We start from the raw sequence: 17,047 nt of genomic DNA, 5'->3' as shown, positions 1-17,047 counted from the left end.
ATCACCGTTCGAGTTTGTTCGCAAACTCGCCCATATTACTTTAAAATACCTTCGTTGTCCACGACTCACAATTCCATGTCTCCGTAACCACATCACGATAGAATTCAGGTTCGTGAGAGATCAGCAGAATGCTGCCTTTGTATGCTTTGAGTGCGCGTTTCAACTCTTCCTTCGCATCAACGTCCAAATGGTTCGTCGGCTCATCGAGTACGAGCAGATTTGTTTCGTTATTGATCAGTTTGCAGAGACGAACTTTGGCTTTCTCGCCACCACTCAATACGGCAACCTTGCTCTCAATATGCTTGGTCGTCAGTCCGCATTTTGCGAGTGCAGCACGTACTTCAAATTGGGTATAGGAAGGGAACTCCTGCCAGATCTCTTCGATACAGGTATTGTAGTTCGCATCCTTCATCTCTTGTTGGAAATATCCAATCTCCAGATGTTCACCGCGCTGAACGGTTCCTTCCAAAGCTGGAATCTCCCCCAGAATGCTGCGCATCAGCGTTGTTTTACCGATACCGTTTGCACCAACGAGGGCGATCTTCTGTCCGCGCTCCATGCGCAGGTCCAGTGGTCTCGACAACGGCTCATTGTATCCAATGACAAGGCCTTTTGTTTCGAAAATAAGCTTGCCGGACGTTCTTGCATCACGGAAGTTAAACTGTGGTTTCGGTTTTTCCTTGGCGATTTCGATGACATCCATCTTGTCCAATTTCTTCTGTCTGGACATCGCCATGTTGCGTGTAGCCACACTTGCCTTATTACGGGCCACAAAGTCCTTAAGATCGGCAATTTCCTGTTGTTGGCGCTTATACGCCGACTCCAGCTGCTGTTTTTTCATCTCATGGACTTCCTGGAAATGACTATAATCGCCCACATAACGGGTGAGATCCTGATTTTCCATGTGGTAGATCAAGTTAATTACACTGTTCAGGAACGGGATATCATGCGAGATCAGGATAAAGGCATTCTCATATTCCTGCAAATAGCGTTTCAGCCATTCGATATGCAATTCATCCAGATAGTTCGTAGGCTCATCCAGGAGCAGAATATCCGGTTTTTCAAGCAGCAGCTTGGCGAGCAATACCTTCGTACGTTGTCCACCACTAAGGTCGTTAACGTCCTTGTCCAGACCAATATCGGTTAGACCCAGACCACGTGCTGTCTCGTCAACTTTGGCATCGATCATGTAGAAATCCTGGTTAGTCAGCGTATCCTGAATCGTACCTACATCCTCCAGCAGTTGTTCCAATTCCTCCGGAGTTACATCGCCCATCTTGCCATACATATCATTCATTTCTTGTTCCATGTCGAACAAATACTGGAACGCACCACGAAGGACATCACGAATGGATTGTCCTTTGCTGAGCACAGCGTGCTGATCCAAATATCCGACACGCATGCGTTTGGACCACTCCACTTTGCCTTCATCCGGCTGGAGTTTGCCTGTAATAATGTTCATGAAGGTAGATTTACCCTCACCATTGGCCCCGATCAGACCAATATGTTCGCCTTTCAGGAGGCGGAAAGAAACGTTGTTAAAGATAGCACGGTCACCAAAACCATGACTTAATTTTTCGACATTTAATATGCTCATTCATGACACCTTTTCTATATAGACTTAATTCTTTGTATATTATAAGCGTTATATCATGCACAACTCAACGCCCTATTGTAAATTTAGCACCATTTTTCGATGAAATGTCCTTCGTTTTGATTCCGAATCCACTCAATCTGAAATCAATGACATTTGCCTTATAGGTATGGATGAGTTAAAATTTTTCCTTAAACGACTTACTACTATAAGAATGGAGCTCTCTTGGAGAGCATCAGGTGAAAATCATGATTGAAGTGAAACAATCCAAATTGGGTGATGGCGAATTTAACCGCGGCGTATTTGCGACCGTAGACATTCCAAAAGGCCAGCTGATCCATCAGGCTCCGGTTGTCCCTTATCCCAATGAAGACCACGAACATGTTGAGAAAACAATTCTCGAAGATTACGTATTTGAATATGGAGCCAATCATACGGCTATCCTGCTGGGCTATGGCAGTTTGATCAACCATTCCTACGAGCCTAATGCCACCTATGATATCAACTTCGAAAACCACACTTTTGACTTCTATGCTTATACAGATATCAAAGCTGGCGAAGAAGTATTGATCAATTATAATGGCGAGGAAGATAACATGGACCCCTTATGGTTTCTGGATGATTACGAAGAACGTATGCGTGAGTTGAACGAAGCAAATGATGGTGAAGAGGATGCTGATGGCATCGAATCTGACTCCAAGGATACGGACTCAAGCAAATAAGACTTTGAAGATAAACGACAACAGTAGTGCAACTTCTTATGGACAAAACAAAACTCAAAAAATTTCACCATAATCCGTTGTAGGGCTAAATGCCGCTGCCTAATGCAAACGAAAACAAGCAAGTCCTCCACCAAGGAAGACTTGCTTGTTTTCGTTTGTTTCGATAGCGTCACATTTCCCAACCAAACCCATATTAATCGGCAATGGGAGGGTCAGTGTGCAGATCCTGATCCGGTTCAGTCAATTTCCATTTGGTAAACGCAACCTCGAACCCGGCACGCTTAGGAGAACAGAGAAACGGGCCTGCTTGCTTGTTCGTCGGATAGGCAAACCTCGCGACCCGAATGGTACGCCAAGGATGCTCATCCGTGCGGGCACGAATAACTACGGCTTCATCATGGTATGAAGCCCGAATGGTAACGATGCGTCCACCCCACTCCGGTACAGGAGAAAGAGACCAATCGGAAAAGCGATCCGTTACGACCGCTCCTACATGAGCCACGCCGTCATTTACTTCTACCCCTGCCTTGATCCATTGATCCTGTCCATGCCAGAGCATTAACCCTGCCTGATCATACAATTCCGTAAATGAACTCAGATCAAATGATACTTCAATTGCCTTGGTTCCATCCCATGGAGCAAGCATGGCATGTCCATTCTGATGGCAGAAACCATAGAAGGTCTTCTCCCAGAAGTCACTGCCCTCCTGTGCCTCCACAATCAGACGGTCACCTTCCGTTCGCGCTTGGACCGGTTCAGTTGTCCATTCGGCATCATGAATCCGATGGAAATTAATTGACATGATTCTTCCCTTCCTTCCACATTCACGTCTTGTAACCTCGTTACTATATAAAATGAACTGAAGACTATAACACTCTGATACTTCAATTGCAGAACCATCTTCCGATCGCTTTTATCCCCAGATTTTTTTGATCCATTTTCAAATGGAAAAATCCGGGGATAAAAGCGGGGCAAATGCTTCCGAAGTAGCTTTCTTACATAAAGCTTTTAGCTCCGCTTCTTCAGATGGGTTCAGCACTTTCCGTTTCGTGTAATCTTCTTTTTACTTTATATAGACACAAATTACAACACATGAGTTCATCTAAAATAAGGAGCCCATATCCGATGCGGCTGTAGGATATGCAAAATTCATGGTGTTTAGCTGATCGGTCGTCAAATTGAACTGAATTGCCATGGCGAACAGGTTAATCAGTTCTTCTGTTTTGCCACCCAATACATGGGCACCCAGGATACGTCCTGTTTCCTTGTCGATTACAACTTTGGCCATGGCAAATTTTTCATTCGTACGTTTATAAGTATACCATTTCGACATGTCATTTACTTTCACCTCGTAGCCCTCTTTTTTGGCCTGCTCCACAGTAAGCCCTACAGAACCCAGGGATGGCACGGTAAATACAATGGAGGGCATTACTTTATAATTAGGTTTGTTATGATTGCCTTCAAGCAGATTCAAGGATACGGCGCGTGATTCCTGGCCTGCAAGCGGAGTCAACGGAAGTCCTTCCGTTGCGGTAACATCGCCGGCCGCGTAGACTCTTGGATTGCTTTCGCTCTGTAAGTACTCATTAACGGAGATGCCTTTTTTCGTATAGCTGACATTTCCCTTCTCCAGTTCAAGCCCATCTACATTCGGAATACGCCCTGCTCCGTGAACGACAAGTCCACACTGCCATTGATGTTCAGCCCCATTGCGGGTTCCACTAACCATATATGTGTTTCCCTGCTGACGAATCGCCTTCACTTCCGCATTCAAGTGTACATGAATGCCTATTTCTTCGGATTTTTGCAGCAGCAGGTCCACTAGGTCCGAATCAAACTGTTCCAGTGGCTCTTCGCCTCGATGTATAATATGGACTTCCGTGCCAGCTCTTGCCGCAATATGTGCAAATTCAAAAGCAATGTAACCGCCACCGACCAGAACCAATTTATCCGGCAGCTGTTCCAGATCAAGAAAATCATCGCTGTATTTCAGATGCTCGGCACCATCAATAGGAAGTGGTGCTGGACGCGCACCTGTTGCAATTAGAATATGTTTCCCCTGCAGTATTTCGTCCCCTACACGAACCTGATCTTCGTCAACGAATGAAGCCTTACCATGGAACGTATGCATCCCGGCCTGCTTGAACTTATCCTCACTTGCTCTCGGAATACTCTCCGTAAATGTTCGCTTGAACGCCATAAGTTCCGACCACTGAATAGAAGCGTTACCTTCCACTCCCTTGCCCTTCATTCGTTCATTCCAGTCGATCAGTTCAGCCGCTCCTGCAAGCACTTTTTTGGGATCACAGCCTCGTAATGCACAGGTTCCGCCAAACTCTCGTTCATCAATTACGGCAATTTTCCATCCGGCTTCAGCGCAGCGAGATATAACCGAGCTTGCAGCGCTCCCAGTTCCAATCGCGATCAGATCATAAGGTTGTGTCATGTTAGTTCCTCCTCTTCATGTATAACCGTAAATATCAAACTATAATAAACCTGCTTTTTGCAGATAATCCGTTGCCACTTGTTCTGGAATCGCTCCATTAACGTTCACTTCGTAATTCATTTGACGCATCTCATCGTCCGTGATTCGGCCTGCAAGTTGATTCAGTACCTCTACCAGCTGCGGATATTGATCTGCCGTTTCTTTGCGGAGCATCGGCGCTCCCTGATATGGCGGGAACAATTCCTGATCATCCTCCAGCACAACGAGTTTATACTGTCTCAGTTCACTGTCTGTGGAGTAAGCATCCAGCAAATTGATATCTCCACGCTGTACGGCTGAATAACGCAGTTTCGGTTCCATTGTGGCCACGTTCGGGAATTTGATGCCATACTTCTTCTGAATACCAACATATCCGTCTTCCCGATCAGAGAATTCCAGTGTGAATCCTGCCTTGATCTGCTGCTGTACCGACTTAAGATCCGATATGGTCTTCAGATTATACTGATCCGCAACCTTCTGAGGCACAGCCAACGTATACGTATTGTTGTAATCCATCGGGTTCAGAAGAACCATATTGAATTGGCTCAACATCCCGTCTCTTGCCTGTTCATACACTTCTGTGCGATCAGTGCTAACTGCGGTTTCCTTCATAAATTCAGATATGGCGGTACCTGTAAATTCCGGATAAATATCAATATCACCTGATTTCAGTGCATTGAACAGAAATGTGGTTTTTCCCAATCCTGGTTTCAATTCAACCTTCAGATCGGTATCTTTTTCAATGAGCAATTTGTACATATTAATCAAAATCTCCGGTTCGGCACCCAGCTTTCCAGCAATAACCAGATCTTTTTGCCCTCCACGGGAGAGCCAAGGAATCGTGATTACCAGGACGGCCACCAGAGCGAGCGTTCCGAGAGTGACCAGCGTTTTCTTGAATGATAAACGTTGGAACTGACGGAGCAGCACATCAAACAAAATGGCAAGTAATGCGGCTGGGATAGCTCCCAGAATAATCAATGAAGTATCATTTCGATCAATACCAAGCAAAATGAGTTCACCCAGCCCCCCTGCACCAATCAGGGCAGCAAGCGTGGCTGTACCTACAATCAGAACCATTGCGGTACGAATGCCTGCCATAATGACAGGCATCGCGAGTGGCAGCTCCACTTTGGTCAGACGTTGACGACTGTTCATGCCCATTGCATTTGCTGCCTCGACCATGGAAGGATCAACTTCCGATATGCCCGTATACGTGTTGCGGAGTACCGGAAGCAAGGCATACACTACAAGCGCAATAATCGCAGGAAATGTACCGATGCCGAATAACGGAATGAGCAATCCGAGAAGGGCCAGGGACGGGATTGTTTGCAGTACGGCTGTTACCCCAATAATCGGCTCAGCCACTCTTGGTTTACGTGTCAGATAAATGCCCAGCGGGATCGCGATCAGAACGGCAAAGAACAATGCGATAAATGAGATCTGAATATGCTCAAGGAGAGCGGATAATAACTGTCCTTTGCGCTCACTGAACACCTCTGTAAATCTACTCATGCGCTTCACCCCGTTCCTGCAACTGCCCGGACCAGTACTGGATTAAATCGGCTCGACTGACCTGACCTATAATCTGGTGGTCTTTCTCGACCAGTAAATGATCATGAGATGCCATGATTTCCACAAAATCAGGCAGCGTAATCGATACGGGAACAGCCGTTTTGGCCGACTTCGGCACATGCCCAGGTGAGAGCGGTGACATGATCGATTCAAGATCAAATATAGAAATCAGTCGTTCTTGTTCGCCGGAGGCCGTTTGTAATTCATACATCGGGTCGCCTCCACCAGATACAGGCTGTGAACTCCTATCCGGACCAGAACTGCCGACAAAGTCACGTACGAATTCATTGGCTGGCTGCTGGATTAGTTCTTCCGGGGTGCCTACCTGTAACACTTGCCCGTCCTTCATGATGCAGATACGATCACCCAGCTTCATCGCTTCCTGAATATCATGGGTAACAAACACAATCGTCTTCTTCATCTGACGCTGAATATCTAGAATATCGTCCTGTAATTTCTCGCGGCTCATCGGGTCAAGTGCACTGAACGGTTCATCCATCAGTACAATTTCGGGATCGGCAGCGAGTGCGCGCAATACACCGATTCTCTGTTGTTGTCCACCAGATAGCTCAGCAGGCTTGCGATCACTGTATGTGGTACCTTTCAGTCCGACCATGTCCAGCAAAGTATGTACGCGCTCCTTGATTTGCTCTGACTTCCACTTTCGGAGTTCAGGAACAACCGCAATATTTTCGGCAATTGTCATGTGTGGGAACAGTGCAATCTGTTGCAGCACATATCCGATATTCCAGCGCAATTCATGAATGTTATATTCATCGATAGGCCGTTCGTTAATTCGAACGGTCCCATCTGTCCGCTCGATCAGGCGATTAATCATTTTGAGCATTGTGGTTTTGCCGCAACCGCTCGGACCAATCATGACGAACAGCTCTCCCTTATTAATGCTGAGATTAACCTGACGCAGAGCATGGGTTCCATCAGGGTATTGCTTGGATACATTTTCGAACTGAATCATCCGTTCTCTTCTCTCCTTTTATCAAACATTCATTCTCATCTATTTCCCCAAAAGCGTACGCATATAATCACCGTGCTGGATTGGGTATTATTGTTTCTGTAGAAATTGGAATACGAACGGATATCTGTAAAGGTTGAACAATCAGCAAAAAAGACGGGCCTTCCGGCACCGTCTTCTTGTTATTCAGCAGAATTTGCTTCCAATATTTTTATAATAATTCTTATATCATTTCCCTTAATGCATATGCTGCCTAATAAATTGCTCCAGAGAAACCGGGCTTTGCCCTGTGACTTTCAATACCGTCTCCGTCGTTTGATCTTCTCTTCCTTCCTCACGGATGAATACATCCAGCCCTGCCAGAGCCGTGGCGTAATCTTCTGACATTCCCGCCTGAATCAGGCTATTTCTCAGTTCTGCATCCGACAATGATTCATGCTGAATACGCTGATCCAATAAACGACTAATGATGTCCGCAACTTGCCCATAAGACAATGTCTCTGGCCCCGTAATGATATGAGCTGTATTATGGGGGACAACATCTGTCAGAGCAAAGAAGGCAACTGCTGCGATATCATCTGCGCTGACAAAACCAATTTTACCATCACCAGCAGCACTGTAGATTTTACCCAACTGCTTCATCGTCTCCCGATGCGGTCCCTCTGTAAAGTTCTCCATAAAATAGGAAGGCTGTAGTACAGTCCACTCAGGAGCAAGCTCCTTCAAGCTTTGATGTACTTTGCCAAATATAGGTCCGTCTTCATCAACGGAAGCACTGCCAAGCAAGACGAATCGTTTAACGCCGCTCCATAACGCTTCCTTGATGAACGGAATCATTACGGCTTCCGGGTGCATGTCCATGACGGGCACGACAAGGTATACATGATCCACATTTTTCAACGCTGGACCATAAGTGGTTGAATCGTACCAATCAAAAAAGACATAGTTGTCGGCAGAATCAGAAGAAGCTGGTTTCTTTCTCCCTGCCAGACGCACCGGATAGTGGTGCTTCTGAAGCATGGCAGCAACGCGGCTTCCTGTCTTTCCATTCGCTCCTGTAATCAGTGTTAAAGGTTTATCGTTGATCATTTTCATTGCCTCCTTCGGTTTGCTTTATGTTCACTTTCCAGACTAATCAGTCTAGAATGATGAAAAAATAAACGCCCTAAGCGTTCATTTTCAGAAATCCAACCATAATCCTTGCTTATATACTGCCATTAATTCAATACTCTTAATGTTGTACGCACTAGCTCCCGCAACACCTCTGTATTGGCACCGCTCTTGGCCGTGAAGGTCAATGACAGACGGGAATAATTCAGAAAACGGGAAATACCGGGCAATTCATGCTCGGCATGGTTAAATTCACCGTTTCTATGCCCACGGATAAGCGCCGCAAGAAAAGTATCTTCCATTTGCTTGTTGCTCGCTTGAATAAAGTCGGCAATCTCATGATTTTGGGGTGCTTGTTCCACGGCGCTATTGATAATAAAACATTCATTGCGACGCTCCTCATCCGTCAATACATTAACGGCTTCGTTGAAAAGCTGTTCCATCCCCTGCCTTACACTCGTGCATTCATTCAACAGCTGAATACCCGCCTCTGTTTTCTGCTGAATATAAAATTTAAGGGCAGAGACAAATAAATCATGCTTGGTTCCATAAGTGTCATACAAACTTTGACGTGCAATACCAAGCTCATTCAGCAGTACAGTCAACGAAGTACCTTCATAACCATAGGCTCCAAATACAGCCGTGGCTTTTCTTAGAACACTTTCGGTGTCAAATTCCTTGGCTCTTCCCAATTTCAGAGCTCACCTCCCGCTTGATTAAGTCAAGAATACACTTTTCCAGACTGAACAGTCAAGAAAATAAATGCTTTGTTTTTTGCCAAAATGGTATAATGACAGTAGAAGTTGAATTAATCCATTTACCATTACAATCATGCCAACATATAAAGGAGTGTAGCGATATGTATATTCAAATTACTGATTTGGCTGCTGCGCGATTAACTGAAAGCCTGAATGATCAGCCCGGCTATTTCAAAGTGATCTATGACATGGAAGGTTGTGGCTGTAACGGAATTATTGCCATACTTATTGTGGACGAACCCGAAGCTCTGGATGTACAAATTGAAACCAATCTGGTGCCATTCTATGTCGATCCGAAACAACAGTTAAACCTGGAGCAGCACATGAAGCTGGACACGGAACTCAACTATCCTTCCTTCAAACTAAGCAGTGATTCCGGTGTACTCAGCAGCAATGTCCGTGTTCGGGATGCCCGCGCAGTGACGGCTGGAAAATCCGGCAATTCTGTTTCATGCGAGCTGTAATTCAAAAGTTCGTGGCTGAAATAAAGAGTATTTAATTCGCCTATCTATGTATACAGAAAGACTTTGCACAAAGGTGCAGAGTCTTTTTTTGTGCTCTTTTTCTCGTCAGACAACTAAAAGCTATGAATCTCGCAAACTTTGTTTACAACTCGGAAACAATTGGAGAACCTATGGATATAATCCTCTAGTATACTCGGTATATAGCAAAGCACGAGATTGATATAACCCGAGGAGGAACACACATCATGAAATCTTTTACACGTAAATCCATCGTATCCACGATACTTATAGGTTCTGTCGTAGCAGGCTCAGCATTCACAACGCTGCCCTTCACTAAGGAACTGAATCCGGTCGCATCTGCTGCCAGCTCCAGCTTCACTCAATTCCTGCACGATAATGCACCTGGACGCACAATTAAAACGAGTAGCAGTGGCTTGGCAACGGTAACGAATCTATCAAGTACAGTTGTGCTAGTGAATAAAAAGAGAAACTTGCCTTCAACCTATGCCCCTCAGGATCTGGTTGTTCCTAACATCCCATTTAGCTTCTCCGGCTCCAGTCCGAAAAAGCAAATGCGTAAAGTAGCCGCTACCGCAATTGAGAACTTATTCGCAGCAGCAAAAAAAGACGGCATTGATATCAAAGCCGTGTCCGGTTATCGCTCTTATGCTACCCAAAAATCCATTTTTGACCGTAATGCAAGTATCAAAGGCGAAGCCGTTGCGAATAAAACCAGTGCTCGTCCTGGACAAAGTGAACATCAGACGGGTCTTGCGATGGATATCTCCAGTGCATCAGCGGGATATGATTTGCAACAAAGCTTTGGAAACACCAAGGAAGGCAAATGGCTGAAAGCCAATGCACATAAATACGGATTTATCATTCGTTATGGCAAAGATCAGGAGAAACTGACAGGTTACTCTTATGAGCCATGGCATGTGCGTTATGTTGGCGTGTATATTGCGGGGGAAATTACGAGTCAGAACCTTACACTTGAACAGTACCTGGAGCGCGCCAAATAAACCAGTAGAAATCTGATGACAAAAGGTATTCATTCCACTCTCATATAACTATCGTATGTAAATGACAGATAACTAACAGGACGGGGCCCGATTTTGGGCCCCGTCCTGTTGTTGTATATCTACCACATTTTAATCGTTCTCCAAATCGAATAGATATGGATCAGTTCAACCACATTGATGTAAAGGTAAAGTTAGATTCATAGCAGACTAAGGTTTACTATTCAGTTCTGTGCTCCATTCCTCTACAGCATCAACAACCTGTTTTAATTGCTGCTCTTCCTCAATCGCTGGATCATTGTCCCCTTTTTGCTTCCCATAAGAGCCAAATTGCCCATGATTTCCTCCTTCTACACTGACATACAAAGTGTCAGCAGGTAGATTGGTTTTGGCACTTTCCCAAGCTTCTTTATTGAGAACTCCATCTGCTGTACCTGTAATTTGCAAAACAGATAAATCAGTGTCTTTTATTGATCCGCCCTCATCCGCATAAGATGCCAAGAAAAATACACCCTCAAGCTTCTCACTGTGTTCTGAAGCATATCTCGCTGCGAATGAACCTCCTAAAGAGTGTCCCCCAATAACAAATGATTCGTCTGGGTGTTCTTCAAGAAAGGAGTCCGCTTTATTTTGACCGAAAATGGCTAGATTCAGTGGCATTTCCGCAATATATACGCGATGCCCCCGTTGAGCCAGTTCTCTAGCAAATGGTGAGTAGCTTTCCGGTTCTACTAAACCTCCAGGATAAAAAATAATATTCGGTTCGATTACTTTCCCGGTTTGTGGCTCAAATTTATAACCGTCTTTGACCTCTGTTACTTTGACCTGATTATCGTTCTGAAAAGCGAGTTCCGCTTGATTGGAAGGACTGTAGGTTATCGAATTGAGGTATACCAATAAGCCAATGATTACAATTATGATGAGGGAAACTCCCCATATCAATATTTTAGTCCATTTGTTTTTTTTCTCTGTTTTTGCCAAAGTTAAAACCTCTTTCAATCATTATTTTGGATTAGGTTATCATTGATTTGCTGCTTCAGTTCTAGTAAATTATATTTACCGGTAAGTAAAATTACAAGTCTAATCTTATTCAATGGATAAGTTGTCATAAAATATTCACGGAGGTAATGATGAAAATGAATACAGATTCACAACGCTCACCAGGAAGACCTAAACAAGCAGAAGATGATTTACCCGTACAAGAAATAATTCTTCAAACGGCCGCCAAACTCTTTATGGAGCATGGGTACGAACCTGTTTCACTCCAACAAATCGCTAAAGCTTGCAATGTGTCTAAACCATCCATTTATTATCACTTCACCAGTAAACCGGAACTTTTTAAGATCGCGGTTACGACCATGTTTAAACATGTGCACCAAGCTACGTCACGATTATTAAGAGAAGCAGACAATCTGGAAACAGGACTGCTACATGTGGCAGAAGCAAGGTTAGCTAATCCTCATGCGGAGATTGAGACTCTGCTCAAAGATGCGGAGAGATATTTGAGTGAGAAACAGATCGAGGAAATCAGAGCAGCGGAAAATAAAATTTACGTAGAGCTGGCTGATTATTTTAAAGATGCGATGGATAATAACCTTCTTCGAAGCAACAATTCCATGCTTCTCGCGCAAACTTTCTCAACAATGATGGTCATCGGCAATAAGGTAGATACATTAAGAGAATATGATTCCACTTTAAATTTAGGTAAGGAGATTGTCGAAATTTTTTTGCGAGGTACAATGGTGAGATGATTAGCCGCCAGACTTATATAAAAATGGCGTTCCTCTCTCCTCGTTCGGGGTTGGAGCAGAAGACATAGAGTGTAAAAAAGATGAGACGTGTAGGAGAGGTTGAAGAAGCGCCTGCAAAATGCTAAGGAACCCCAGACACGTTATAACGGGGTTTAGGCCATATGTAGCGTTTTGGAGCATTTTAGGAAATAACGTGTCCGGTGTCCCTTGCAATTGAAAAAGAGAGCCAAGGAACCATAAGCCGTCTATTCCTTAAGTAAAGAACATGCTCATGCTCCCTGAACCTTCCTGCCGACCTGCTATTTTTCTGAAAACGACTGGCAGCCTCTTCACACTCTCCGTCCCAGCCCAGGAACCAACGCCAGCAAGAAGTGCATTATGAAACCAAAAAAGTGCAACATTATACGCGATGGTTCCCAGTACCATCTCCACCACCAAAAAACGTTTCAGTGTGGAAGATTCGATGACGTATACCTGAAATTCATTTCGCGACTTTCCAGCTCTGTACCTAGTGATGAATGTTTTCATGAATCACCTCTTCTGTTTTATTTTATCGTATGGCAGGCAGATCTTGTCTTATTCAAAAATAATACTTACATAAAGTAACTTAGTGTGTTATAGTCAGTTTATAAACCATACATAAGCGAGGGAAACTACCATGAGTGAATTGGAGAATCTGGTCAAAAACCGTAGATCGGCCGTTATTTTTGAAGAAGGAATTGAGATTCCAGAGTCAGAATTGCAAGAGATGTTTGCTTTGAACAAATTCGCACCTTCCGCCTTTAACCTCCAGCATACGCACTATCTTGTGCTGACGGACCCAGTTCAGAAAGAAAAAGTCTATGAAGCTTCCCAGCAATATAAAGTAAAAACGGCCTCTGCGGTCATTGTTGTCCTCGGCGATGTCAACGCACACCATCACATTCGCACAATCAATGAGGGCCTGCTGAACCTTGGTGCGATGACTCCGTTTCAATACGAGCAAGAATCACAGAGTGTCATCGAATTTTACGAAACGCGGGGAAGGTTCTTCCAGAGAGAAGATGCAATTCGTAATGCTAGCCTGTCAGCGATGCAATTGATGCTTATCGCTCAGGATCGTGGTTGGGACACCTGCCCCATGATTGGCTTCGACGCGGAAGAGTTGCAACGCAGTCTGGATATTCCCGACCATTATGTACCTGCCATGCTAATTACAATCGGCAAAAAGTCGGAAGCCAAACAACGTCCGCGCGGATACCGCAAACCGATTAACGAATATGTCAGCTTCAACAAAATGCATGCCGAATAACTAAAAGTTATAAACAAAAAAGCCACGTTCTCGTGGCTTTAATACGTTTCATAGATAAGCGCATCAGAAATATCCATTTTTTCGTTAAACGAAGCATACAGATAGAGCCTTCCAGCAGGTGTATCACCCGCATCATAACCTATTCTGAAGTAGCCACCTTCCTCAAATACTACGTCAGCCAGTATCAATCCATTTACATCCTCGTCCGGATGGGCCTTCCCTATAACCTGAAGCGTTTGTTCACATAATTCGTCGAACTGTTTCCAGGCCTCCTCGATCACTGGAGACAACTGGTCCATAGCTGCTTTCGTTGAAGCATCGGTAGTAACGACCAGATTTTGTCCCTTGTACGTCAAGGTAGCTGTATAGCATGACATCGAAACATCATATCGAAAGATTCCTACCCCCGAAATGCTAATGTCCGGTTCAAAAATCAGATTGTTCCCAAACTGGATTCTAACCAATCCGGACTGGAGTTCAGAATCAAGTTCGGTTAGTTTATTTTCTGAACAATAAAGCTCTTGAAGCCGCTCGTTCTGACTGAGATCCAACTTCGAGATGTGGTTATTAAAACATCGTACACTTTCCAATTTCGGATTGTTACACGTATCCAGTTCGGTTAGATGATTATGATTGCACCGGATTTCCAGCAAGTTCATGCAGCTTGAGACATCCAGATGTGATATGTAATTGTTGGAGCACTCGAGCCGTTCCAGCAGCTTATTGTGATGCAGTTCGAGCGAAAAAAATGCGTTATAGCTACAGCTAAGTTCCTTCAAAGAAGGATTATGATCCAGGTTCAATCTCGACAGCATATTCCAATGGCACTCCAGCTTCACAAGCTTGGGGTTGTTACTTACATCCAAAGCTCGAAGTCGGTTAAAGCTGCAATTCAGAATCTCCAGCTTCGAATTTTCACTCAAATCTAGTGACAGAAGTAGATTCTCTTTGCAAATCAGCGTTTTCAGGTTTGGATTACGGCTTATTTCCAGCACAGTTAATTGATTATACGAGCAATCCAGCTCTTCCAGCATACTGAAGTGTTCTAAACCCGCCAGACTGGAAAAATTTTGATTCGCGAGTGACAGTGAAGTTACGTTATTGATATCGCTTGACTGAATGGTTCCTCGATTATCGCAGAAATGCACCAGCACCCATTGCTTAAAAAGTTCGTCCGTAAAATCTCGGGTGATATCCATTACAATTCTTCTCCCCCTAACTTCTGCTACGTTCCAAATGTCATGATTATTACTTCAATTCTAAGTGTTTGCTGATGTGGATACAAGAATACCACAAGTCCTACTAACCCATTACCACTGAAAATAGACTTAAAGTCCCACGATCTCTCTTTCCCAAAAATACATATGAATATTTTTTTATACCATGATAGCATTCGAGATGTAACCCATAATCGTAACGAAAGGAATGAACTCCAATGGAATTCCACATCGAAAACCTGACAACATCCCGAATTGCTTATGTACGACAAATCGGTCCGTATGGTCCTGCTAACAGTCACGCGATGGAAACATTAAAGAACTGGGCAAGATCCCAAGGCCTGCTTACAAGCTCGACCATCTTGTTCGGCATTCCGCAGGATAACCCGGAAACCACCCTCCCCTCTCAATGCAGGTATGATGCATGTATTGTCATATCAGAGGATTACTGCCTGGATGAGTCGACTCCCCAACTTGAAGAAGCTGAACTTCCTGGCGGGCAATATCTGGTTTGCAAAGTCAAACACACAGCAGAAGATGTGCAGCAAGCCTGGACCGAGATTTTCCCGTATTTGCAGAGCAATGGTTGTACCATGGACAACAAACCCATCTTGGAAAGGTATGCCGGTGATCTGCTTCTTCTGGATTTTTGCGAAATATGTGTACCCGTTAAGCCGCTATAAATCATTCATAGTTGTTGAGGATGCCAAAAAGAACGAAGGCGACTTCAATGTTGAAGTCGCCTTTGTTTCTAACTTATTGCCTTGTTTTCACCAATTAAAATGCCCAGTTCCCTTTGCGGAATACAGGTTCCACCGTACCATCCTGCAACTCACCATCAATGTCGAGCTCTGCGGAGCCGATCATAAAGTCCACATGGGTCAGACTCACGTTACATTCATGTTTCAGCAATTCCTCATTAGACATCGTTGTACCATCTTTCATGTTGAACGGGTATGCACTGCCGACAGCCAGATGGCAAGATGCATTCTCATCAATACCGGTATTATAGAAAATACGATTCAAGTTGGAAATTGGGGAATCATGTGGCACCAAGGCCACTTCACCAAGATAACGTGCACCTTCATCGGTGGCAAACAGGTTTTTCAGATGCTCTTCACCCGATGCTGCAGTAAACGCAACGACCTGCCCATCCTTAAACGTAATTCTCATCTGGTCTACAAGTTGTCCATTCAGGTTCAGCGGCATCGTGCTGCTGACAAATCCGTTGACTCCACTGCGCTTCGGCATGGTAAATACTTCTTCTGTCGGCATGTTCGCAACGGTATACACACCTTGCTTGTTTTCGCTACCGCCGCCACCCCAGATGTGGTTGTTCACCAGTTCGATTTTCAAATCCGTTCCGGGTGCGCGGTAGTGCAGGCTTTTATAATTTTTCTTGTTCAGCAAATCACTCATGGCATTCAGGGTGTCCAGATGTTTTTTCCAGTTCTGAATAGCGTCTCCGCCATCGACACGGTTCATTTTGAAGATGGTTTCCCACATCACGTTAATGCGATCTTCCTCTGGAATGTCGGCAAACACTTTGTTCGCCCACGCCTTGGTTGGCGCTTTGATCAGACACCAGCTAATTTCGTGGTTACGCGTATATTTCGAATATCCGCGACGTGCATGAGCCGCCGCTTTGGTTGCACGCGACACGTTGTCGGAATTGATGCCTTTGTACAATTCAGGGTCAGGTACTTTGATCGTGAGCGTAGCGCCGCCTGTTTCTGCAAACTTCTCCATCATTTCCGCCTTCCAGGCCGGGTAATAATCGAAGCTGTCATCAGAGCCATGTTCAAAACGACTGCGTGTAATATCGTCATCATCAAAATCAACCTGTACATACTTGGCGCCAGCCGCATACGCTTTTTGCACGATCAGACGGGTGAATTCCAATGTTTCGATGGGTGCCGTTACGAGCAGATCCTGGCCTTTCTGAATATTTACGCCGATTTTGACAACCAGCTCTGCGTATTGTTCCAACGATTTTTCGAAGGTTTGTTCAAAATTACTCATGGTTGTGTTCACTCCTATTTCATATTTAAACGAGTATTGCTGCACAATGATTTGAGATCTGCCCAG

17 protein-coding genes are annotated in these 17,047 nt (G+C 44.5%); 6 read left to right on the top strand and 11 right to left on the bottom strand.

Annotated elements, in window-relative coordinates; genetic code table 11:
* Positions 1-40: 40 nt before the first annotated feature.
* Entirely contained in the window at positions 41-1,597 is a 1,557-nt protein-coding gene (locus tag HP548_RS20055) for an ABC-F family ATP-binding cassette domain-containing protein (RefSeq protein WP_063563476.1), read from the bottom strand.
* Between the two features lie 245 nt (positions 1,598-1,842).
* On the opposite strand from HP548_RS20055, the gene HP548_RS20050 reads away from it, so the two are divergent.
* Positions 1,843-2,316: an SET domain-containing protein gene (locus tag HP548_RS20050; protein ID WP_076291147.1), complete on the top strand. Its 474-nt coding sequence runs from the start codon at positions 1,843-1,845 to the stop codon at positions 2,314-2,316.
* A 193-nt stretch (positions 2,317-2,509) separates the two neighbouring features.
* Here the strand turns inward: HP548_RS20050 and HP548_RS20045 are convergent, their stop codons facing one another.
* From HP548_RS20045 to HP548_RS20020, 6 genes are all read right to left on the bottom strand, one after another.
* On the bottom strand, positions 2,510-3,118 hold the full coding sequence (locus HP548_RS20045) for a DUF1349 domain-containing protein (protein ID WP_099852616.1): 609 nt from the start codon (positions 3,116-3,118) through the stop codon (positions 2,510-2,512).
* Positions 3,119-3,418: 300 nt separating this feature from the next.
* Positions 3,419-4,762: a dihydrolipoyl dehydrogenase family protein gene (locus HP548_RS20040; RefSeq protein ID WP_175382628.1), complete on the bottom strand. Its 1,344-nt coding sequence runs from the start codon at positions 4,760-4,762 to the stop codon at positions 3,419-3,421.
* Positions 4,763-4,801: 39 nt separating this feature from the next.
* Positions 4,802-6,316, bottom strand: coding sequence for an osmoprotectant update ABC transporter permease/substrate-binding subunit OpuFB (gene opuFB, locus HP548_RS20035; RefSeq protein ID WP_099852621.1), 1,515 nt, complete (start codon positions 6,314-6,316; stop codon positions 4,802-4,804).
* Positions 6,309-7,352 (bottom strand): ABC transporter ATP-binding protein, encoded by a 1,044-nt coding sequence (locus tag HP548_RS20030; protein WP_175382627.1) that lies wholly within the window; start codon positions 7,350-7,352, stop codon positions 6,309-6,311. The genes opuFB and HP548_RS20030 overlap by 8 nt, the downstream gene beginning before the upstream one ends.
* A 234-nt stretch (positions 7,353-7,586) precedes the next feature.
* The gene (locus HP548_RS20025; RefSeq protein WP_217504765.1) at positions 7,587-8,438 is read right to left on the bottom strand and encodes an NmrA family NAD(P)-binding protein; all 852 of its coding nucleotides are present in this window, start codon (positions 8,436-8,438) and stop codon (positions 7,587-7,589) included.
* A gap of 128 nt (positions 8,439-8,566) precedes the next feature.
* Positions 8,567-9,151 carry a TetR/AcrR family transcriptional regulator gene (locus HP548_RS20020; RefSeq protein ID WP_175382626.1) on the bottom strand — a complete coding sequence of 195 codons (585 nt, stop codon included), beginning with the start codon at positions 9,149-9,151 and terminating at the stop codon, positions 8,567-8,569.
* 167 nt (positions 9,152-9,318) lie between these two features.
* Between HP548_RS20020 and HP548_RS20015 the strand changes: the two genes are divergently transcribed.
* Both HP548_RS20015 and HP548_RS20010 read left to right on the top strand, forming a co-directional pair.
* Positions 9,319-9,681 (top strand): iron-sulfur cluster biosynthesis family protein, encoded by a 363-nt coding sequence (locus HP548_RS20015; protein ID WP_076291059.1) that lies wholly within the window; start codon positions 9,319-9,321, stop codon positions 9,679-9,681.
* Positions 9,682-9,926: 245 nt separating this feature from the next.
* Positions 9,927-10,703, top strand: coding sequence for a M15 family metallopeptidase (locus HP548_RS20010; RefSeq protein ID WP_064638795.1), 777 nt, complete (start codon positions 9,927-9,929; stop codon positions 10,701-10,703).
* A 207-nt stretch (positions 10,704-10,910) separates the two neighbouring features.
* Here the strand turns inward: HP548_RS20010 and HP548_RS20005 are convergent, their stop codons facing one another.
* Positions 10,911-11,681: an alpha/beta fold hydrolase gene (locus HP548_RS20005; protein WP_076291058.1), complete on the bottom strand. Its 771-nt coding sequence runs from the start codon at positions 11,679-11,681 to the stop codon at positions 10,911-10,913.
* A 149-nt stretch (positions 11,682-11,830) separates the two neighbouring features.
* On the opposite strand from HP548_RS20005, the gene HP548_RS20000 reads away from it, so the two are divergent.
* Entirely contained in the window at positions 11,831-12,451 is a 621-nt protein-coding gene (locus HP548_RS20000; protein ID WP_246318136.1) for a TetR/AcrR family transcriptional regulator, read from the top strand.
* A 252-nt stretch (positions 12,452-12,703) separates the two neighbouring features.
* On the opposite strand, the gene HP548_RS19995 is transcribed toward HP548_RS20000, so the two are convergent.
* Entirely contained in the window at positions 12,704-12,979 is a 276-nt protein-coding gene (locus tag HP548_RS19995) for a hypothetical protein (RefSeq protein WP_064638798.1), read from the bottom strand.
* Between the two features lie 130 nt (positions 12,980-13,109).
* Here HP548_RS19995 and HP548_RS19990 point away from each other — a divergent pair, with 130 nt between their 5' ends.
* On the top strand, positions 13,110-13,742 hold the full coding sequence (locus tag HP548_RS19990; RefSeq protein WP_090805861.1) for a nitroreductase family protein: 633 nt from the start codon (positions 13,110-13,112) through the stop codon (positions 13,740-13,742).
* Between the two features lie 38 nt (positions 13,743-13,780).
* On the opposite strand, the gene HP548_RS19985 is transcribed toward HP548_RS19990, so the two are convergent.
* Positions 13,781-14,941: a leucine-rich repeat domain-containing protein gene (locus tag HP548_RS19985; RefSeq protein WP_175382625.1), complete on the bottom strand. Its 1,161-nt coding sequence runs from the start codon at positions 14,939-14,941 to the stop codon at positions 13,781-13,783.
* A gap of 236 nt (positions 14,942-15,177) precedes the next feature.
* Between HP548_RS19985 and HP548_RS19980 the strand changes: the two genes are divergently transcribed.
* Positions 15,178-15,642 carry an AraC family transcriptional regulator gene (locus HP548_RS19980; protein WP_175382624.1) on the top strand — a complete coding sequence of 155 codons (465 nt, stop codon included), beginning with the start codon at positions 15,178-15,180 and terminating at the stop codon, positions 15,640-15,642.
* Between the two features lie 94 nt (positions 15,643-15,736).
* On the opposite strand, the gene HP548_RS19975 is transcribed toward HP548_RS19980, so the two are convergent.
* Positions 15,737-16,981: an aminopeptidase gene (locus tag HP548_RS19975; RefSeq protein WP_063563464.1), complete on the bottom strand. Its 1,245-nt coding sequence runs from the start codon at positions 16,979-16,981 to the stop codon at positions 15,737-15,739.
* Positions 16,982-17,047 lie beyond the last annotated feature (66 nt).

The sequence above is a fragment of the Paenibacillus taichungensis genome (genome assembly GCF_013359905.1).
Lineage (GTDB): Bacteria > Bacillota > Bacilli > Paenibacillales > Paenibacillaceae > Paenibacillus > Paenibacillus taichungensis.
This window is presented reverse-complemented; position numbering and strand designations above follow the sequence as displayed.

What these genes read in the sequence shown, in the direction of transcription:
- HP548_RS20055 (WP_063563476.1), bottom strand. Translation starts at nt 1,597, where the DNA reads ATGAGCATATTAAATGTCGAAAAATTAAGTCATGGTTTTGGTGACCGT.
- HP548_RS20050 (WP_076291147.1), top strand. Translation starts at nt 1,843, where the DNA reads ATGATTGAAGTGAAACAATCCAAATTGGGTGATGGCGAATTTAACCGC.
- HP548_RS20045 (WP_099852616.1), bottom strand. Translation starts at nt 3,118, where the DNA reads ATGTCAATTAATTTCCATCGGATTCATGATGCCGAATGGACAACTGAA.
- HP548_RS20040 (WP_175382628.1), bottom strand. Translation starts at nt 4,762, where the DNA reads ATGACACAACCTTATGATCTGATCGCGATTGGAACTGGGAGCGCTGCA.
- opuFB (WP_099852621.1), bottom strand. Translation starts at nt 6,316, where the DNA reads ATGAGTAGATTTACAGAGGTGTTCAGTGAGCGCAAAGGACAGTTATTA.
- HP548_RS20030 (WP_175382627.1), bottom strand. Translation starts at nt 7,352, where the DNA reads ATGATTCAGTTCGAAAATGTATCCAAGCAATACCCTGATGGAACCCAT.
- HP548_RS20025 (WP_217504765.1), bottom strand. Translation starts at nt 8,438, where the DNA reads ATGATCAACGATAAACCTTTAACACTGATTACAGGAGCGAATGGAAAG.
- HP548_RS20015 (WP_076291059.1), top strand. Translation starts at nt 9,319, where the DNA reads ATGTATATTCAAATTACTGATTTGGCTGCTGCGCGATTAACTGAAAGC.
- HP548_RS20010 (WP_064638795.1), top strand. Translation starts at nt 9,927, where the DNA reads ATGAAATCTTTTACACGTAAATCCATCGTATCCACGATACTTATAGGT.
- HP548_RS20000 (WP_246318136.1), top strand. Translation starts at nt 11,831, where the DNA reads ATGAAAATGAATACAGATTCACAACGCTCACCAGGAAGACCTAAACAA.
- HP548_RS19995 (WP_064638798.1), bottom strand. Translation starts at nt 12,979, where the DNA reads ATGAAAACATTCATCACTAGGTACAGAGCTGGAAAGTCGCGAAATGAA.
- HP548_RS19990 (WP_090805861.1), top strand. Translation starts at nt 13,110, where the DNA reads ATGAGTGAATTGGAGAATCTGGTCAAAAACCGTAGATCGGCCGTTATT.
- HP548_RS19985 (WP_175382625.1), bottom strand. Translation starts at nt 14,941, where the DNA reads ATGGATATCACCCGAGATTTTACGGACGAACTTTTTAAGCAATGGGTG.
- HP548_RS19980 (WP_175382624.1), top strand. Translation starts at nt 15,178, where the DNA reads ATGGAATTCCACATCGAAAACCTGACAACATCCCGAATTGCTTATGTA.
- HP548_RS19975 (WP_063563464.1), bottom strand. Translation starts at nt 16,981, where the DNA reads ATGAGTAATTTTGAACAAACCTTCGAAAAATCGTTGGAACAATACGCA.